The sequence below is a fragment of the Pelomicrobium sp. G1 genome, assembly GCF_051905455.1.
In the GTDB taxonomy this organism is placed as follows: domain Bacteria; phylum Pseudomonadota; class Gammaproteobacteria; order Burkholderiales; family UBA6910; genus Pelomicrobium.
Window position 1 is genome coordinate 62,883 of the sequence record NZ_JBQACR010000017.1, and the last position, 16,421, is coordinate 79,303.

The window sequence follows — 16,421 nt, forward strand, 5'->3', positions numbered from 1 at the left end:
TTATAAGCCATCATGGCCGAGACCCCTCCTATCGTGCTCGCGTTCGCCGCCTCGGACCCCAGCGGCGGCGCGGGCATCCAAGCCGACATCCTGACCTTGGCCAGCATGGGCTGTCATCCTTTGTCCGTCATCACCGCCATCACGGTGCAGGACACCGCCGGGGTGGAAGGGCTTATGCCCCTGGATCCCGACTGGGTCTCCGACCAGGCGCGGGGCGTCCTCGAGGACATGCCGGTCCACGCCTTCAAGATCGGCCTGCTGGGCAGCGTGGAGATAGCCGCGGCGGTGGCCGAGGTGGTGGCGGACTATCCCGACGTGCCCCTGGTGCTGGACCCAGTCCTCGCCTCCGGACGAGGCGACGAGCTCGCCTCCGAGGAGATGCTCTCTGCCCTCCGCGAACTGCTCATTCCCCAGAGCACCCTGATCACCCCCAACAGCATGGAAGCGCGGCGCCTCGCCGCCGACGAAGCGGACGAGGAAGACGACCCGGATCTGCACCAGTGCGCCCAGCGGCTGCTGGCGTTGGGGTGCGAGTACGTGCTCATCACCGGCACCCACGAAAACACCCCCGAGGTGATCAACACCCTCTACTCCAGCGAAGGGATCGTGCGCTCCGACGCCTGGCCGCGGCTTCCGGGAAGTTTCCACGGCTCGGGGTGCACCCTGGCCTCCGCCATCGCCGCGACCCTGGCTAACGGGCTGGAGCTGCCGGAGGCGGTGCGGGAAGCCCAGGAATACACCTGGCATGCCCTGAAGTCCGGGTTCCGGCCCGGTATGGGGCAGCACCTGCCCGACCGGTTGTTCTGGGCGCGGGAAGGCGATGAAGGGAGCCGTTAACGCCGCGCCCGCCCGGAGCTGCACGCCCATCGCCGGCCTGTACGCCGTCACCCCGGAGTGTGCCGAGACGGGAGTGCTCGAGACGAAGGTGGAGCAGGCCCTGCGGGGGGGAGCGCGGGTGATTCAGTACCGGGCCAAGGGCGCCACCCCGGCCCTTGCCCTGGAGCAGGCCCGGGCCCTAGCCCGCCTGTGCCGCGCCTTCGGGCGCGTTTTCATCGTCAACGACCAGGTAGACCTCGCCCTGGCGGTCGGCGCCGACGGAGTGCACTTGGGGGCCCAGGACGAGGCCGTCGAAGCCGCCCGGCGGCGGCTGCCGCCAGGGATGCTCCTGGGGGTTTCGTGCTACGACCGCCTGGATCGGGCCCGGGAGGCGGTGGCCCAGGGCGCCGACTACGTGGCCTTCGGCGCCGTGTTCCCCTCTCCGGTCAAACCCGAGGCGGTGCGCGCGCCCCTCGCCTTGTTGGGCGAGGCGCGGCGGGCGCTGGACGTCCCGCTGGTGGCCATCGGCGGCATCACGCCGCAAAACGCCTCCGAGGTGATCCGCGCCGGCGCCCACGCCCTGGCCGTCATCAGCGCCCTGTTCGACGCCCCCGACGTGGAGGGCGCGGCGCGGGCGTTCAGCCGCTTGTTCGATCAGCCATCGCCATGACTACAACGCCGCCGCTTGAGCCAGCCTCCGGCCAGCCCTCCCGCAACGAAGCCTTGTTCGAGCGCTCCGCCGCCTACATCCCCGGCGGGGTCAATTCGCCGGTGCGGGCCTTCCGCGCGGTGGGGGGTACGCCCCGCTTCTTCGTCCGCGGCCAGGGCCCGCTCCTGTGGGACGCGGACGGACGGTCCTACATCGACTACGTGGGGTCCTGGGGCCCGGCGATCCTCGGCCACGCCCATCCGGAGGTGGTGGCGGCGGTCAAGGCCCAGGCCGAGCGGGGCCTGGGCTTCGGCGCTCCCACCGAGCTGGAGCTGGAGATGGCGGAGTTGCTCTGCCGGCTCGTGCCGTCGATGGAACAGGTGCGGCTCGTGAGCTCCGGCACCGAGGCCACCATGAGCGCCATCCGACTCGCCCGGGGCTACACGGGGCGCAGCCGCATCGTCAAGTTCGAAGGCTGCTACCACGGCCACGGGGACGCCCTGCTGGTGAAAGCGGGCTCCGGGGCGTTGACCTTCGGCCAGCCCAGCTCGGCCGGGGTGCCGGAGGAAACCGTGGCCCACACCCTGGTGCTCGCCTACAACGATACGGCGGGGCTGGAAGAGGCCTTCGCCCGGCTCGGGCGCGAGATCGCCGCCGTGATCGTGGAGCCCATCGCCGGCAACATGAACCTGGTGTTGCCGCGGCTCAATTTCCTCCAGCGGCTGCGCGCCCTGTGCACCCAGCACGGGGCTCTCCTCATCTTCGATGAGGTGATGACCGGCTTCCGGGTCGGCCTCGGCGGGGCCCAGGGGTTGTTCGGCCTCCAGCCCGACCTCACCACCCTGGGCAAGGTGATCGGGGGAGGCTTGCCCGTGGCCGCCTTCGGTGGGCGCCGGGAGATCATGCAGCATCTCGCGCCCCTGGGGCCCGTGTACCAGGCGGGCACCCTGTCCGGCAACCCGGTAGCGGTGGCGGCGGGGCTCGCCACCCTGAAGCGGGTCCAGGTGGAAGGCTTCTACGAGGGGCTTGCCGCCACCGTCCGGGCCCTCACCGACGGACTCGCGGCGGCGGCCCGCCGCAAGGGGGTTCCTTTCTCGGTCCAGGCGATCGGGGGCATGTTTGGGCTGTACTTCCGCGAGGAGCCGCCCACCACCTACGGGGAAGTGCTGGCCTGCGACCGGGAAGCCTTCAACCGCTTCTTTCACCGCATGCTGGGCGAAGGGGTGTACCTAGCGCCGTCGGCCTTCGAGGCGGGCTTCGTCTCGGCCGCCCACGGGCCGGCCGAGATCGAGCGCACCCTGGAAGCGGCGGAGCGAGCCTTCGACGCCCTGCGGTCTTGACAAGAGGAGAAGGCGGCCCGAGCCGGCCGCCTCCATACCGAAGCGCAGCCTCCTACCGCAGCCCCGCGATGTATTCCGCCACCGCCTGAATCTCCCGGTCCGTCATCCTGGAAGCGATGGCTTGCATCATGCCCTCGGGGTCGTTCGCCCGTTCTCCCGAGCGAAAGGCTTTGAGCTGGGCGGCGGTGTACTCCGCGTACTGTCCTCCGAGGCGCGGGTACTGGGCAGGGATTCCGGCGCCGTTGGGCGCGTGGCAGGCGGCACAGGCCGGGACCGCCTTGGAGGCGATGCCGCCCCGATAGATTTTCTCCCCCTCCCGGGCGAGCGCCTCGTCCTTCGCCTGGGCAGGCCGCAGCTTCTGCTGGGCATAGTAGACGCCCAGGGCTTTCATGTCCTCCGGGGTGAGAGTCGTCACCATGCCCGCCATAATGGCGTTTTGCCGCGCGCCGGACTTGAAGTTGTCAAGCTGCTTGGCGATGTATCGGGCGTGCTGGGCGGCCAGATGGGGATTGGTGGGCGTCGGGCTGTTGCCGTCCGCCCCATGGCAGGCGGCGCAGACCTGGGACGCGATGCTTTGGCCCTGGGCCAGGCTTCCTTCCTGGGCAGAGGCGGTCAGGGCCCAAACCGCTAGCCCAAGCGCCCCGATACCGGCGCGGGTCCGCTTCATCTCGGCTCCTTGTGACTGAAAAATTGCGAAATTCTATACTAGCCCTCTGTTACCATGCCACCCGTACGAGACATCGATGGCCCCTGCAGGGAGTCCCAAGCGCTCCCAGATGAATCCTTTTCACCAGCTTTCCTTCGCCGTCAGCGTCACCCGGCTGGCGGACTCGCCCCCATCAGTGCGAGAGGTGGCCATCGGCGGTCGCTCCAACGCCGGCAAATCCAGCCTGCTGAACGCCCTGGCCCAGCGCAGGCGTCTCGCCTACGTGAGCAAGACGCCGGGCCGTACCCGGGAGATCAACTTCTTCCGCTGCGGTGACGGCCGCTTCATCGTGGACCTGCCCGGCTACGGGTACGCCCGGGTGCCCCTGGCGGTGAGGGAAACCTGGGGGGAGCTGGTGAGCGGATATCTACAGGCCCGGCCCTCCCTGGTGGGGGTGGTGCTGCTCATGGACGTGCGCCACCCCTTGACGCCCCTGGACTGGCAGCTCCTTTTCTTTCTGCAAGAGAGCGGTAAACCGGTGCACGCGGTGCTCACTAAGGCGGACAAACTCTCCCGCCAGCAGGCGCTGCGAACCCTGGCGGCGGTGAGGGAAGCCCTCGACCGGCAGGCGCCCCAGGTAAGCCTGCAGCTCTTTTCTACCGTCACCCGCCAGGGGGCGGACGAGCTTGCCGGGCGGCTCGCCCACTGGCTGGAGATAAAAAATGCCCCCGGCTAAAGGGGAGTAAAACCGGGGGCCACGGCCTTAATAAGGATTAAGGCACCCGCTCAGGGAGGAGAAGCGGGAGACGATGAAAACCATCGTCTGCAAGCTATGATTACCGTCTGGGGCGAAAGTTCCCCCGGCTTCGGCCCGAGGCCCAAGCCGACGACGCGAGGTGAGCTCATGATACCGCTGGGCAGCTACCCCCGGCGCAGGATGCGCCGGCTCCGCCGCGATGAGTTTTCCCGCCGGCTGGTGCGGGAGCATCGCCTGGATCCCGCCGATTTGATCGACCCGGTGTTCGTCCTGGACGGCCCGAGCCGCGAGGAGCAGGTCCCGTCCATGCCGGGGGTACATCGCCTCAGCCTCGACCGGTTGCTTGCCCGGGCTGAAGAGTGCCTGCGGCTGGGGGTGCCCGCCGTGGCCCTGTTCCCGGTGGTGGACCCGGCGCTGAAAAGCGCCGACGCGAGGGAAGCCCTGAACCCGGAAGGGCTGGTGCCCCGGGCGGTCCAGGCCTTGAAGCAGCGCTTTCCCGAACTGGGGGTCATCACCGACGTGGCCCTGGACCCGTACACGAGCCACGGCCAGGACGGCTTGATCGACGCATCGGGCTACGTAGTCAACGACGAGACCGTAGCCGTGCTCGCCCGCCAGGCGACCCTGCACGCCGCCGCCGGCGCCGACGTGGTCGCCCCCTCCGACATGATGGACGGGCGCATCGGGCGCATCCGCGAGGCCCTGGACGGAGCGGGCCACATCCATACCCGCATTCTCGCCTACGCCGCCAAGTACGCTTCCAGCTTCTATGGCCCGTTCCGGGACGCGGTGGGCTCGGCCGCGAGCCTGGGTAAGGGAAATAAATTCACCTACCAGATGGATCCGGCCAATTCGGACGAAGCCCTGTGGGAAGTGGGCCTGGATCTGCAAGAGGGCGCCGACATGGTCATGGTGAAACCGGGGCTGCCTTACCTCGACATCGTGCGCCGGGTAAAGGACGCCTTCCGCTCCCCCACCTTCGTCTACCAGGTAAGCGGGGAGTACGCCATGCTCAAGGCCGCGGCGGCCAACGGCTGGCTCGACGAGCGCTCCTGTGTGCTGGAGTCCTTGCTCGCCATCAAGCGGGCCGGCGCCGACGGGATCTTCACCTATTTCGCCCTGGACGCGGCCCGCTGGCTCAAAGAAGAGGAGCGGTGAAGAGCCGTGGGCTACTCCTCGCCGTCCTCCCGCAGAAGCGTCTCCACGTAAGCCGTCTTGGCCCGGACTGGGACGCCGTCTTCCGCCCCCGGGCGTCCAGCGCTCCAGAGATCCTTGGTGCCGTAGACCGCCACGTTCACCGTCGCCCCCTCGGCCTCGAGGGTGAAGAGGGGCACGCTGCGCCACCCGTCTCCCGTGGCCACCCGCCGCTCCCCCACCCGATAGGGAATGCGCTCCCGCATCAGGAAATACTCCACGTCCTTGACCGAATCGGTGAATAACTGCAGGTTGATGTCGGAATGCTTGCCGGCCACCCCGGTCAACACCGCACCGGTGAGATGGGGATTGAACGCCTCCAGCCGCCGCATCACCGCAAGGGCCACCTGGCGCAACGCCCGCAGCACCGCCCGGTGCTCCTCCGGCTCGTAGAGGGCCCGGAAAGCCCGCAGCGCTTCCTCCACCTCGCTGTTGTTGGGGAGGTTGCGGGTGTCGGCGGCCCCCAGTTGCTCGGCTGCCTTGCGCTTGGCGGTGCCGAAGTCCTGGATGCCGTCCCGGGCCATGAGCCTAGCGGCGAGATGAGCGATGCGCTCCCGCATCAGGTTGCGTCTGGGTCCGGTCGTTCGGCCCATCCTGCCCTCGTCACAAGCCTAGGCGTTAGAACAACTGGTTCCTGATCTCGTCCCCGCCGCGGGCGCCCAGGGCGGGTAGCCACGTGCCCTGGTCAGCTAGGGGGACGTTTTCCCGATAGAAGTATTCCGGGATGCCTTGGCCGGTGCTGTCCAGAAGGCCGGTATCCGGATTCACCCGGGCCACGACTACGCCTTCAGGCATCGGGAAGTCGGCCTCGGGGACCCCCTTGAGTGCCTTGGCCATGTATTCCATCCAGATGGGCAAGGCGGCGTTGGCCCCGGTCTCTCCCTTGCCCAGGGAGCGGGGATTGTCGAACCCGATCCATGCCACCGCCACCAGGGACGGATGGAAGCCGCTGAACCAAGCATCCACGAAATCATTGGTGGTGCCGGTCTTGCCCGCCAGGTCGTTGCGGCCGAGCTTCATGGCCCGGGCGGCGGTGCCGCTGCGCACCACCTCCCGCAGCATGGAGGTCATGATGAAGGCGTTGCGCTCGTCGATCACCCGCTCGGCGCCTTCGCCCACCCGGGCCGGCATAGCTCGGGCGATCACCGTGCCGTTTTCGTCCTCGATGCGCTCGATAAAGTAGGGCACCACCCGATAGCCCCCGTTGGCGAAGACCGCGTAAGCGGTGGCCATCTGGACAGGCGTGGCCGTCCCAGCGCCGAGGGCGAGGGTCAGATAGGGGGGATGGCGCGCCGGATCGAACCCAAACCGGGTCAGGTAATCCTGGGCGTACTTGGGGCCGATCGCCTGGATGATGCGCACCGACACCAGGTTTTTCGACTTGGCCAGCGCGGTGCGCAGGCGCGTGGGGCCTTCGTACTTTTCGTCGTAGTTCTTGGGCTCCCACGGTTCGTCTCCCGTCTGGGCGGCGTCGAAATAGATGGGCGCGTCGTTGATGATGGAGGCCGGGGTGAACCCCTTTTCCAGGGCGGCGGAATAGACGAAGGGCTTGATCCCGGAGCCGGGCTGGCGCCACGCCTGGACCGCGTGGTTGAACTTGCTGCGGCCGAAGTCGAACCCCCCCACCAGCGCCCGGATGGCGCCGTCGGTCGGGTCGATGGCTACCAGGGCCGCTTCGACGGCCGGCAACTGGGCGATCTGCCAGCGCTCGCCGCCATCGCTACGCACCCGCACCAGGGCGCCTCGGCGCAACCGCTGATTCGGCGGCAGTTTGTCGCTCAGGTTACGCTGAGCGAAGCGGATCGCCTCCCCCGCCAGGGTGAGGGTCTTGCCCCCTTTCACGTACACCTTGAGCTTGCCGCCCCCAGCCTCCAGCACCACCGCCGGCAGAAGCTGGCCCACCTCGGGCACCTCTTGCAGAGCGTCTTCCAACACCTCTTCCAGGTTGTCGCCCGCCCGATCCAGATCGATGTAGCCTTCGGGCCCCCGGTAGCCGTGCCGGCGGTCGTACTCCAGCACTCCGTTGCGCAGCGCCTGAAGTGCTGCCTCTTGGTGGGCCTTGAGGAGGGTGGTATAGACGCGGAAGCCCCGCGTATAGGCTTCCTCCCCGTACCGGTCCACCATGAGCTGGCGCGCCATCTCGGCCACGTAATCTCCCGAAAGCTCCCCTTCTCGAGCCTGCCGGCGCGCCACCACGGGTTGCTCCGCCGCCGCCCGGTACTGGGCTTCGGTGATGTGCCCCAGCTCGCGCATGCGGCGCAGGACATAGAGCTGCCGCTGCTTCGCCCGCTCCGGGCTGGCGACCGGGTTGTAGCGGGACGGTGCCTTGGGCAACCCAGCCAGCATGGCCGCCTCGGCCAGGGTCAATTCCTGAATCGACTTGCCGAAATACGTCTGGGCGGCGGAGGCGAACCCGTAGGCCCGCTGGCCTAGATAGATCTGGTTGATGTAGAGCTCCAGGATCTGGTCTTTGCTCAGGCTGTGCTCGATTTTGAACGCGAGCAAAGCCTCGTGGAATTTCCGCGTGAAGGTCTTCTCCTTGCTCAGAAAGAAATTGCGCGCCACTTGCATGGTGATGGTGCTGGCGCCCTGACGGGCGCCGCCGGCGGCGAAGTTGCTGTAAGCGGCCCGCAAGACTCCGAGATAATCTACGCCGCCGTGCTGGTAGAAGCGCTCATCTTCGGCCGCCAGGATGGCTAGCTTCAGGACCTCCGGCACCTCGCGAATGCTCACCACGGCCCGCCTTTCCTCGCCGAATTCCCCGATCAGATGGCCGTCCAGGGTGTAGACCCTCAAGGGGACCTTGGGCCGATAGTCGGTCAGCACCTCCAAGGACGGCAGTTTGGGATAGGTGATGATCGCGGCGAAGGCGATCAAGAGGGCGCCCGCCACCCCCAAGCCAAACAGGGCGACCAGCGCGATGAACCACCAGCGTCGGAACATGATCAGGCGGGACGCTCGAAGACAGGAAAGGCGGGGATTATAGGGCGCACACCACGACGGAAAAAACCCTATAAATTTTGCTTTACATCTTTTGTAGTTGCTGCTAGCCTTTAATGTAGCTTCTGGATAATATGACCTAGCTGCCTATGTTCAAAGGGAATTTCCAGTTCGGCCCCAGCCTCTTCCCGGCTTCCTGGCCCCCCCTGGTCGGCCTCGACGTGAGCAGCTCGGCCGTGAAGATGGTGGAGCTCGCCCCCGCCGGCAAGGACAAGCACCGGGTCGAGCGCTACGTCATCGAGCCCATGCCGAAGGATGCCGTGGCCGAAGGCAATATCGTAAACCTGGAGGCCACGGGGGAGGCCATCAAGCGGGCCTGGAAAAAGCTGGGCACCCGGGTGAAAACCGTCGCCATGGCGGTCCCCGCGTCGGCCGTGATCACCAAGAAGATCGTCGTTCCCGCCGGCCAGCGGGAGGAAGAGCTCGAGGTCATGGTGGAGTCGGAGGCCAATCAATATATCCCCTTTTCCCTGGACGAGGTCAACCTGGACTTCCAGGTGCTGGGGCCGGCCGGCGCCAGCCCCGAGGAGGTCGAGCTCTTGATCGCCGCCTCCCGCAAGGAAAAAGTGGAGGACCGGGTAGCCGCGGCCCAGGCCGCCGGGCTCAAGGCGACGGTCATGGACGTGGAGCCCTACGCCGCCTTGAACGCCCTGGAACGGGTCATGCCCTACCTTCCCGGCGTGGACTACGACCAGACCCTGGCCCTGGTGGACATCGGCGCCCACCACATGAGCCTCAACGTGCTGTGCGCCGGGCAGTCGGTGTACATGCGCGACCAGCCTTTCGGCGGGCATCAGCTCACCGAACAGATCCAAGCCCGCTACGGCCTCTCCCTGGAGGAAGCGGAAGCGGCCAAGCGCAGCGGCGGCCTGCCCGAAAGCTATGAAAGCGAGGTCCTGGCGCCCTTCCGTGACACCCTGGCCCTGGAAGTGGCCCGCGCGCTCCAATTCTTTTTCACCTCGACCCAATACAACGAAGTTCACCACGTGCTGCTGGCCGGGGGATGCGCCGCCATCCCCGGCCTGGACGAGTCGGTGGCGGCCCGCACCCAGGTGGACACCATGATCGCCAATCCGTTCGCCGGCATGGAGCTCGCGAGCCGCATCCGGCCGGTGCAGCTCTCGGCGGACGCCCCGGCCCTCCTGGTGGCGTGCGGGCTGGCCCTTCGGAGGTTCGATCCAGCATGATCCGCATTAACCTGCTTCCCTACCGTGCTGAGCGGCGTCGGGCGCGTAACCGGCAGTTCGGCATCGCGGCGGCCCTGACCGCGGGCCTGGGCGTCGTCGTCTGGTTCGCCGGGCACACGGTGCTCGCCGGCCGGATCGAGCACCAGGAAGCGCGCAACGACTATCTCAAGAAGCAAATCGCCGTCCTGGACAAGCAGATCGCCGAGATCAAGACCTTGAAAACCCAGATCCAGGCCCTGCTCGCCCGCAAGGAGGTGGTGGAAAAGCTCCAATCCAACCGGACCGAGGTGGTCCACCTCCTGGACCAGATGGTGCGGATTGTCCCGGAGGGCGTCTATTTCACCCGGCTCAAGCAGACGGGCAACAACCTGAGCCTCACGGGTTACGCCCAGTCCAGCGCCCGGGTCTCCACCCTCATGCGCAACATCGAGGACTCTCCCTGGCTGGGGGAGCCCCAGCTCGTCGAGATCAAGGCGGAGCAGGTGGGCAAGCTGCGGCTGAACCAGTTCACCCTCAACTTCAAGCTGACGCCGCCCCAGCCCGGGGGCGGTGAGGGCACCGCTCAGGCGGCGGGCGCCCAGGCCAAGGGGTAAGCGCCATGACCCTGGACGACCTGAGACGACTCGATACCCGCAATCCCGGCGGCTGGCCGGCCCCGGTCAAGGCGGGGGTCATGCTTTTCCTGTTGCTCGCCATCGTTTCCGCAGGCTACTTCTACGACTGGAGCAGCCAGTTGGAAACCCTGGAGAGCCGCAAAAAAGAGGAGGAACGGCTCAAGCAAACCTTCCTGGAAAAGAAAAAGGAGGCGGTGAACTTGGACATTTACCGCCAGCAGCTCGCGGAAATCGAGCAGACTTTCGGCGCCATGCTGCGGCAGTTGCCCAACAAAGCGGAAATGGACGCCCTGGTCACCGACATCAACCAGGCAGGGCTGGGCCGGGGGCTGCAGTTCGAGCTGTTCAAACCGGCCCCCCGGGAGACCCTGTATGACTTCTACGCCGAGCTTCCGATCCAGGTGCGCGTCACCGGCAACTACCACGACATGGGGGCGTTCGCCAGCGACGTAGCGCAACTGCCCCGGATCGTCACCCTGGACAGCGTGTCCATCGAGAAGACCAAGGACGGCCTGGTGATGAACGCCGTCGCCAAGACCTACCGCTACCTAGACGAGCAAGAAGTGGCGGCCCAGCGCAAGGCGGCGGCGCCGGCGAAAGGAGGGAAGAAGTGAAGCGCGCGATCCTTCTCCTCGCGCTCGCCCTGGCCGGCTGCTCGGCCGAGGAATTCAGCGATCTCAAGCAATTCGTGGAGCAGTCCGGCCAGGGCCTGCGGGGCAAGGTGCCGCCCCTGCCCAAGGTCAAGTCCTATGAAGCCTTCGCTTACAACGCCTTCGATCTCCCGGACCCGTTCACCCTGCGCGAGATCGACACCCGTGGAAAGCCGGGCCCCGGCGGTCCAGGGCCCGACCTCAACCGGCCTCGGGAACCGCTGGAGGCCTACCCCCTTGAAAACTTGAAAATGGTGGGGACGCTCGAGCGCGGAAAGCGCGTCCACGCCCTCATCAAGACCCCCGATAACAACGTGTTCCGGGTCACCGTCGGCAATTACCTGGGCCAGAACTTCGGCCGTATCACCAGGATCACCGAGGCGGAAGTCACGCTGACGGAACTGGTCCAGGAAGGGGCCGGAGGCTGGACCGAGCGGACCGCGAGCCTGCAACTCGTCGAATAAATCTCAGGGAGCAGTCGCCATGAGCCGTACCCTCCTCAAGGAACCCAAGCGCTTATTCGCCCTGGCATGCCTCGCCGCCGCGATCGCGGCGAGCCTGGTGGCCGGGCGGGTATGGGCCCAATCGAACAGCATCGAAGCGCTCGAGGTCACCCCCGGCGCCGAGGGCAGGCTGGTGGTAAAGATCAAGCTCAAGAACCCCTTGGCGAACCCGCCCGCCGGCTTCGCCGTCCAGAAACCGCCGCGCATCGCCCTGGACTTCCCCGACACGGGGAACGCTCTAGGCCGCACTTTCCAGGTGGGCCAGGGGGACCTGCGCTCGGTCAACATCGTTGAGGCCCCTTCCCGCACGCGGCTGGTCATGAACCTGGAGCGCCCTCTGGGCTACGACACCCGGGTCGAGGGCAGCGAGGTGGTGGTGACCCTGCTCGGCGTGGAGACCGCCGGTAGCGCGGCCGGGCCCACCTTGTCCCGGTTCGCGGAAACGCGGCTCGGCGACGTAAGGCACAGCATCCTGGACGTGGATTTCCGCCGGGGACCGGCGGGGGAAGGACGGGTCGTCGTGGACCTGTCCGACACCACCACCGGCATCGACCTGCGGCGGCAGGGCACCCAGATCATCGTCGACTTCAACAACACCTCTTTGCCCAAGAACCTGCAGCGCCGCCTGGACGTCACCGATTTCGGCACCCCCGTCCAGTTCGTGGAGAGCTTCGCCGTTGGCGGGAACGCCCGTCTGGTGATCGAGCCCAGGGGGCTATGGGAGCAGTCGGCCTACCAGGCGGACCGCAAGTTCATCGTCGAGGTGAAGCCGGTGGCCCAGGACCCGGCCCGGGCGGCGGCCGGTACGCGGCCCCGCTATACCGGGGAGAAGCTTTCCCTCAACTTCCAGAACGTGGAAGTGCGGGCGGTGCTGCAGGTGATTGCCGACTTCACCGGCCTCAACATCGTGGTGAGCGACTCGGTGGCGGGCAACCTGACCCTGCGGCTCAAGGACGTGCCCTGGGACCAGGCCCTGGACATCATTCTCCAGGCCAAGGGGCTGGACAAGCGGCGGGAGGGCAATGTCCTCCTGGTGGCGCCCCGGGACGAGATCGCGGCGCGGGAAAAGCTGCAGCTCGAGGCACAGCAACAGATCGCCGAGCTGGAGCCCACTATCACCGAGAGCTTCCAGCTCAACTACCAGAGAGGAGAGGACGTCAAAAGGATCCTGAGCGATCCGACCCAGAAGATCCTCTCCAAGCGGGGCAGCGCCGTGGTCGACCCGCGCACCAATATCTTGTTCGTCCAGGACACGCCAAGCAGGCTGGACGAGATCCGTGCCCTCATCCGCCAGATCGACGTGCCGGTGCGGCAGGTGATGATTGAAGCACGGATCGTGGAGGCGAACGACGACTTCTCCCGCAACCTGGGCGTGCGGCTGGGCTACCATGATCGTCGATCCAACGGCTTCGGCACGGGTATCGGAAGCTCCCGAGGCCTGATCGGCGCCCGCCTGGAGGATACCACCTTCCACACCGGCCAGATCGGCACCCCGGTACCCACCCTCAGCGATTTCACCAACGTGAACCTGCCCGCCGCGGGCATCGGCGCCTTCAACCCGGGGGCCTTTTCCCTGCTGCTGTTCAACGAGGCGGCCACCAAGTTCCTGAACCTGGAGCTGACCGCGCTAGAGGCTGACAACCGCGGCAAGATCATCTCCAGCCCCCGGGTGATGACCGCCGACCAGATCGAGGCCACCATCGAGCAGGGGACGGAGATTCCGTACCAGCAGGCCACCTCCAGCGGGGCCACCAGCGTGGCGTTCAAGAAGGCCACCCTCTCCCTCAAGGTAAAGCCCCAGATCACCCCGGACGAGAACGTGATCATGACCCTCAACGTGAACAAGGACAGCCCGGGGGTCAACACCACGGCCGGCCCGGCCATCGACACCAAGCAGATCTCCACTCAGGTGCTAGTGGAAAACGGCGGCACGGTGGCGATCGGCGGCATCTTCGAACAGGAAAAACGCAACGACGTGACCAAGGTGCCCCTGCTGGGCGACCTGCCCATGGTGGGCGGGCTCTTCCGCAACACTGCCAGGACGGACAACCGCTCCGAGCTGCTCATCTTCATTACGCCGCGGATCCTGAAAGATTCCCTCACCTTGAGATAAGGAACCTGGACCCCTCCCAAGGCCGGGGATCTCCCGGCCTTTTCTTTTGGACGCCCGGGCCGTCCGCGGTGCCGGCGGCGGCGGTTTTGGATACAATCGAGCGATGCTGCCGAGCCGTAACATCTTCCTGGTCGGCATGATGGGGGCGGGCAAGAGCACCGTGGGGAAGCTCCTGGCCCGGCACCTGGGCAAGACTTTCCTCGACACCGATCACGAGATCCGCCGCCGCACGGGCGTGGAGATTCCGGTCATCTTCGAAATCGAGGGGGAGGAAGGGTTCCGCGCCCGGGAGGCGGCCGTGCTGCGGGAGCTCACGCAGCGGGAAGACGTGGTGCTGGCCACCGGCGGGGGAGCGGTGTTGCGGCCCGAGAACCGGGCGCTTCTCAAGGCGCGGGGCGCGGTGATTTATCTGCGGGGTTCGGTGGAGGAGCTGTGGGCGCGCACGCTTCACGACCGCAACCGGCCCCTGCTGCAGACGGCAGATCCGAAGGCCCGTCTCGACGAGCTACTGCGGGAGCGGGATCCCCTGTACCGGGAGGTCGCCGATCTGGTGGTGGACACCGGCCGAGCCGGCGCCCTGGCCCTGGTACGACGGATCGAAAAGCGGCTGCGGGAGGCCGAGAGGACCCAGGCCAAGGATGCCCTCGAGCTCGATACAGACGCTTGACGTCGCCCTGGGGGATCGCAGCTACCCGATCCACGTGGGGCCGGGGCTGCTCGCCGATCCCCGCTGGTTCGCGTCCCTCGCCCCCGCGAAGCGGGTGGCGGTAGTCACCAACACCACGGTGGGACCCCTGTATCTCCCTCGCCTGCGGCGGACCCTGGAAACATTGAACGTAGCTTGCATCGACATCGCCATCCCCGACGGAGAGGCGTTCAAGACCTGGGAGACCCTGAACCGCATCTTCGACGCTCTGCTGGAGAACCGCTGCGAGCGTTCCACCCCCGTCCTAGCCCTAGGCGGGGGGGTGGTGGGGGACATCGCCGGGTTCGCCGCCGCCACCTATCAGCGGGGCGTACCCTTCTACCAGATCCCCACCACCCTGCTCGCCCAGGTGGACTCGTCCGTGGGCGGCAAGACCGCCATCAACCACCCTCTGGGCAAGAACATGATCGGCGCTTTCTACCAGCCGCGGGCGGTGATCGCCGACACCGACACTCTGGCCACGCTGCCGGAGCGGGAGCTCCGGGCCGGCCTGGCGGAGGTGATCAAGTACGGCCTGATCCGGGACGCCGAGTTCTTCGACTGGCTCGAAACCCGCCTGGAGGGGCTGCTCGCCCGCGATCCCGAGGCGCTCACCTTCGCCATCGTCCGCAGTTGCGCCAACAAGGCCCGGATCGTGGCGGCGGACGAGCGGGAAACCGGGGTGCGGGCGCTGCTCAACCTGGGCCACACCTTCGGACACGCCATCGAGACCGGGCTCGGCTACGGGGAGTGGCTGCACGGAGAAGCGGTGGCCGCCGGCACCGTGCTGGCGGCCGAGGTGTCGGTCCGGCTCGGGCTCCTTCCCCGAGAGCAGAAGGAGCGCCTGGTTGCCCTGTACCGGCGGGCCGGGCTGCCCACCCGGGCGCCGGACCTGGGCGCCGCCCGGTACCTCGCCCTGATGGGCCACGACAAGAAGGTCCAGGAAGGCAGGATCCGCTTCGTGCTCCTCAGGCGCATCGGAGAAGCGTTCGTGAGCGGGTCGGTTACGGAAGCGGTGCTGGAACAGGCCTTCGCGGCCTGCTGCGGCCATGGCTGAGCTAGCCCCCTACGCGGCCCACCCCGAACGCTCCCGAGGCCGCCGGCATCCCGAACCACCCCCCACGGGCCGCAACGAATACCAGCGGGACCGGGACCGCATCGTCCACTCCACCGCGTTCCGCCGGCTCGAGTACAAGACCCAGGTGTTCGTCAACCACGAAGGGGATCTCTTCCGCACCCGGCTCACCCACAGCCTGGAGGTGGCCCAGATCGGCCGCACCATCGCCCGCAACCTGCGCCTGAACGAGGACCTGGTGGAGGCCGTGGCCCTGGCCCACGACCTGGGCCACACCCCCTTCGGGCACGCGGGGCAGGAGGCATTGAACGGGGCCATGAAGGACCACGGCGGCTTCGAGCATAACCTGCAATCCCTGCGGGTGGTGGACCTCTTGGAAGAGCGCTACGCCGAGTTCGACGGCCTGAACCTCACCTTCGAGACCCGGGAGGGGATCCTCAAGCACTGCTCGCCCCAGAACGCCCGGGCACTAGGAGACGTGGGCCAGCGCTTTCTCCAGGGAAAGCGGCCCTCCCTGGAGGCCCAGCTCGCCAACCTGGCCGACGAGATTGCGTACAACAACCACGACGTGGACGACGGCTTACGCTCGGGGCTACTAGAACTCGCGCAGTTGCGGGAGGTGCGCATGTTCGCCGAGCACCTGGACGAGGTTCGGCGCGCCTACCCCGCCCTCGACGGCCGCCGGCTCATCCACGAGACGGTGCGGCGGATGATCAACACCCTGGTCAACGATCTCATCCGCCAGAGCCAGGCCCTCATCGCCGCCCACCGGCCGGCGAGCCTCGATGAGGTGCGGGAATGCCCGCCCTTGATCGCCTTCAGCCCCGAGATCGCCGAGCGGCAGGGGGAGCTCAAACGATTCCTGCGCATCCACCTCTATCAGCACTACCGGGTCGCCCGTATGACCGCCAAGGCCAAGCGCATTCTCCTCGACCTGTTCCAGGCTTTCGTGGACGACCCGCGGCTGCTGCCCCCCCAGTTCCAGGAAAAAGCGAAGAGCCACCTGCACCGGGCGGTGGCCGACTACATCGCCGGCATGACCGACCGCTACGCCATCCGGGAGCACCAGCGCCTTTTCGCCGTGGGGGAGATTTCCTCCTAAAGGCGGCGTTCCTCCGGCCCTGCGGCAAGCGCCAAGGCCTCTCTTGCAGCGCAATATCGGGTTGCTGGTCCTATCGTGCCGGGTTACTAT

At 67.2% G+C, this 16,421-nt stretch carries 16 protein-coding genes; 13 read left to right on the plus strand and 3 right to left on the minus strand.

All coding sequences use genetic code 11. From position 1 onward, the window contains the following. Positions 1-12: 12 nt before the first annotated feature. Genes thiD through hemL form a run of 3 tightly spaced genes read left to right on the plus strand, consistent with a single transcriptional unit; the run spans position 13 to position 2,805 of the window. Positions 13-837 (plus strand): bifunctional hydroxymethylpyrimidine kinase/phosphomethylpyrimidine kinase, encoded by an 825-nt coding sequence (gene thiD / locus ACTFO6_RS15285; RefSeq protein WP_439935301.1) that lies wholly within the window; start codon positions 13-15, stop codon positions 835-837. Then, positions 821-1,486, plus strand: coding sequence for a thiamine phosphate synthase (thiE, locus tag ACTFO6_RS15290; protein ID WP_439935302.1), 666 nt, complete (start codon positions 821-823; stop codon positions 1,484-1,486). The genes thiD and thiE overlap by 17 nt, the downstream gene beginning before the upstream one ends. Further along, the gene (hemL, locus tag ACTFO6_RS15295; RefSeq protein ID WP_439935303.1) at positions 1,483-2,805 is read left to right on the plus strand and encodes a glutamate-1-semialdehyde 2,1-aminomutase; all 1,323 of its coding nucleotides are present in this window, start codon (positions 1,483-1,485) and stop codon (positions 2,803-2,805) included. Before thiE ends, hemL begins: the two co-directional genes overlap by 4 nt. A gap of 52 nt (positions 2,806-2,857) precedes the next feature. On the opposite strand, the gene ACTFO6_RS15300 is transcribed toward hemL, so the two are convergent. Further along, entirely contained in the window at positions 2,858-3,472 is a 615-nt protein-coding gene (locus ACTFO6_RS15300; protein ID WP_439935304.1) for a c-type cytochrome, read from the minus strand. Between the two features lie 76 nt (positions 3,473-3,548). On the opposite strand from ACTFO6_RS15300, the gene yihA reads away from it, so the two are divergent. Beyond that, positions 3,549-4,187, plus strand: coding sequence for a ribosome biogenesis GTP-binding protein YihA/YsxC (yihA, locus tag ACTFO6_RS15305; protein ID WP_439935305.1), 639 nt, complete (start codon positions 3,549-3,551; stop codon positions 4,185-4,187). A 168-nt stretch (positions 4,188-4,355) separates the two neighbouring features. Next, entirely contained in the window at positions 4,356-5,366 is a 1,011-nt protein-coding gene (gene hemB, locus ACTFO6_RS15310) for a porphobilinogen synthase (RefSeq protein ID WP_439935306.1), read from the plus strand. Positions 5,367-5,377: 11 nt separating this feature from the next. Here hemB and ACTFO6_RS15315 read toward each other — a convergent pair whose 3' ends face one another. Together ACTFO6_RS15315 and ACTFO6_RS15320 are read right to left on the minus strand one after the other, a co-directional pair. Beyond that, a complete protein-coding gene (locus tag ACTFO6_RS15315) occupies positions 5,378-5,995 on the minus strand; it encodes a hypothetical protein (protein ID WP_439935307.1) in 618 nt (205 codons plus the stop codon). A gap of 25 nt (positions 5,996-6,020) precedes the next feature. Next, the gene (locus ACTFO6_RS15320; protein ID WP_439935308.1) at positions 6,021-8,345 is read right to left on the minus strand and encodes a penicillin-binding protein 1A; all 2,325 of its coding nucleotides are present in this window, start codon (positions 8,343-8,345) and stop codon (positions 6,021-6,023) included. Positions 8,346-8,491: 146 nt separating this feature from the next. Here ACTFO6_RS15320 and ACTFO6_RS15325 point away from each other — a divergent pair, with 146 nt between their 5' ends. The 8 genes from ACTFO6_RS15325 (at position 8,492) to ACTFO6_RS15360 (ending at position 16,331) form a co-directional block, all read left to right on the plus strand. Beyond that, positions 8,492-9,589 carry a pilus assembly protein PilM gene (locus tag ACTFO6_RS15325; RefSeq protein WP_439935309.1) on the plus strand — a complete coding sequence of 366 codons (1,098 nt, stop codon included), beginning with the start codon at positions 8,492-8,494 and terminating at the stop codon, positions 9,587-9,589. After that, on the plus strand, positions 9,586-10,182 hold the full coding sequence (locus ACTFO6_RS15330) for a PilN domain-containing protein (protein WP_439935310.1): 597 nt from the start codon (positions 9,586-9,588) through the stop codon (positions 10,180-10,182). The genes ACTFO6_RS15325 and ACTFO6_RS15330 overlap by 4 nt, the downstream gene beginning before the upstream one ends. Before the next feature lie 5 nt (positions 10,183-10,187). Then, on the plus strand, positions 10,188-10,817 hold the full coding sequence (locus ACTFO6_RS15335; protein WP_439935311.1) for a type 4a pilus biogenesis protein PilO: 630 nt from the start codon (positions 10,188-10,190) through the stop codon (positions 10,815-10,817). Then, the gene (locus ACTFO6_RS15340) at positions 10,814-11,317 is read left to right on the plus strand and encodes a pilus assembly protein PilP (protein WP_439935312.1); all 504 of its coding nucleotides are present in this window, start codon (positions 10,814-10,816) and stop codon (positions 11,315-11,317) included. Before ACTFO6_RS15335 ends, ACTFO6_RS15340 begins: the two co-directional genes overlap by 4 nt. Positions 11,318-11,336: 19 nt before the next feature. Then, positions 11,337-13,469: a type IV pilus secretin PilQ gene (gene pilQ / locus ACTFO6_RS15345; protein WP_439935313.1), complete on the plus strand. Its 2,133-nt coding sequence runs from the start codon at positions 11,337-11,339 to the stop codon at positions 13,467-13,469. Positions 13,470-13,572: 103 nt separating this feature from the next. After that, a complete protein-coding gene (gene aroK / locus ACTFO6_RS15350) occupies positions 13,573-14,136 on the plus strand; it encodes a shikimate kinase AroK (protein WP_439935314.1) in 564 nt (187 codons plus the stop codon). Next, complete coding sequence (gene aroB / locus ACTFO6_RS15355) at positions 14,123-15,211, plus strand: 3-dehydroquinate synthase (RefSeq protein ID WP_439935335.1); 1,089 nt, start codon at positions 14,123-14,125, stop codon at positions 15,209-15,211. Before aroK ends, aroB begins: the two co-directional genes overlap by 14 nt. Then, positions 15,204-16,331: a deoxyguanosinetriphosphate triphosphohydrolase gene (locus tag ACTFO6_RS15360; RefSeq protein ID WP_439935315.1), complete on the plus strand. Its 1,128-nt coding sequence runs from the start codon at positions 15,204-15,206 to the stop codon at positions 16,329-16,331. The genes aroB and ACTFO6_RS15360 overlap by 8 nt, the downstream gene beginning before the upstream one ends. The last annotated feature ends 90 nt before the right edge of the window (positions 16,332-16,421 follow it).

Excerpts from the sequence above, each read along its gene's own strand:
- ACTFO6_RS15320 (WP_439935308.1), bottom strand. The coding sequence starts at position 8,345 with ATGTTCCGACGCTGGTGGTTCATCGCGCTGGTCGCCCTGTTTGGCTTG.
- ACTFO6_RS15315 (WP_439935307.1), bottom strand. The coding sequence starts at position 5,995 with ATGGGCCGAACGACCGGACCCAGACGCAACCTGATGCGGGAGCGCATC.
- hemB (WP_439935306.1), top strand. The coding sequence starts at position 4,356 with ATGATACCGCTGGGCAGCTACCCCCGGCGCAGGATGCGCCGGCTCCGC.
- ACTFO6_RS15360 (WP_439935315.1), top strand. The coding sequence starts at position 15,204 with ATGGCTGAGCTAGCCCCCTACGCGGCCCACCCCGAACGCTCCCGAGGC.
- ACTFO6_RS15325 (WP_439935309.1), top strand. The coding sequence starts at position 8,492 with ATGTTCAAAGGGAATTTCCAGTTCGGCCCCAGCCTCTTCCCGGCTTCC.
- ACTFO6_RS15335 (WP_439935311.1), top strand. The coding sequence starts at position 10,188 with ATGACCCTGGACGACCTGAGACGACTCGATACCCGCAATCCCGGCGGC.
- thiD (WP_439935301.1), top strand. The coding sequence starts at position 13 with ATGGCCGAGACCCCTCCTATCGTGCTCGCGTTCGCCGCCTCGGACCCC.
- aroK (WP_439935314.1), top strand. The coding sequence starts at position 13,573 with ATGCTGCCGAGCCGTAACATCTTCCTGGTCGGCATGATGGGGGCGGGC.
- ACTFO6_RS15330 (WP_439935310.1), top strand. The coding sequence starts at position 9,586 with ATGATCCGCATTAACCTGCTTCCCTACCGTGCTGAGCGGCGTCGGGCG.
- ACTFO6_RS15300 (WP_439935304.1), bottom strand. The coding sequence starts at position 3,472 with ATGAAGCGGACCCGCGCCGGTATCGGGGCGCTTGGGCTAGCGGTTTGG.
- hemL (WP_439935303.1), top strand. The coding sequence starts at position 1,483 with ATGACTACAACGCCGCCGCTTGAGCCAGCCTCCGGCCAGCCCTCCCGC.
- pilQ (WP_439935313.1), top strand. The coding sequence starts at position 11,337 with ATGAGCCGTACCCTCCTCAAGGAACCCAAGCGCTTATTCGCCCTGGCA.
- thiE (WP_439935302.1), top strand. The coding sequence starts at position 821 with ATGAAGGGAGCCGTTAACGCCGCGCCCGCCCGGAGCTGCACGCCCATC.
- yihA (WP_439935305.1), top strand. The coding sequence starts at position 3,549 with ATGGCCCCTGCAGGGAGTCCCAAGCGCTCCCAGATGAATCCTTTTCAC.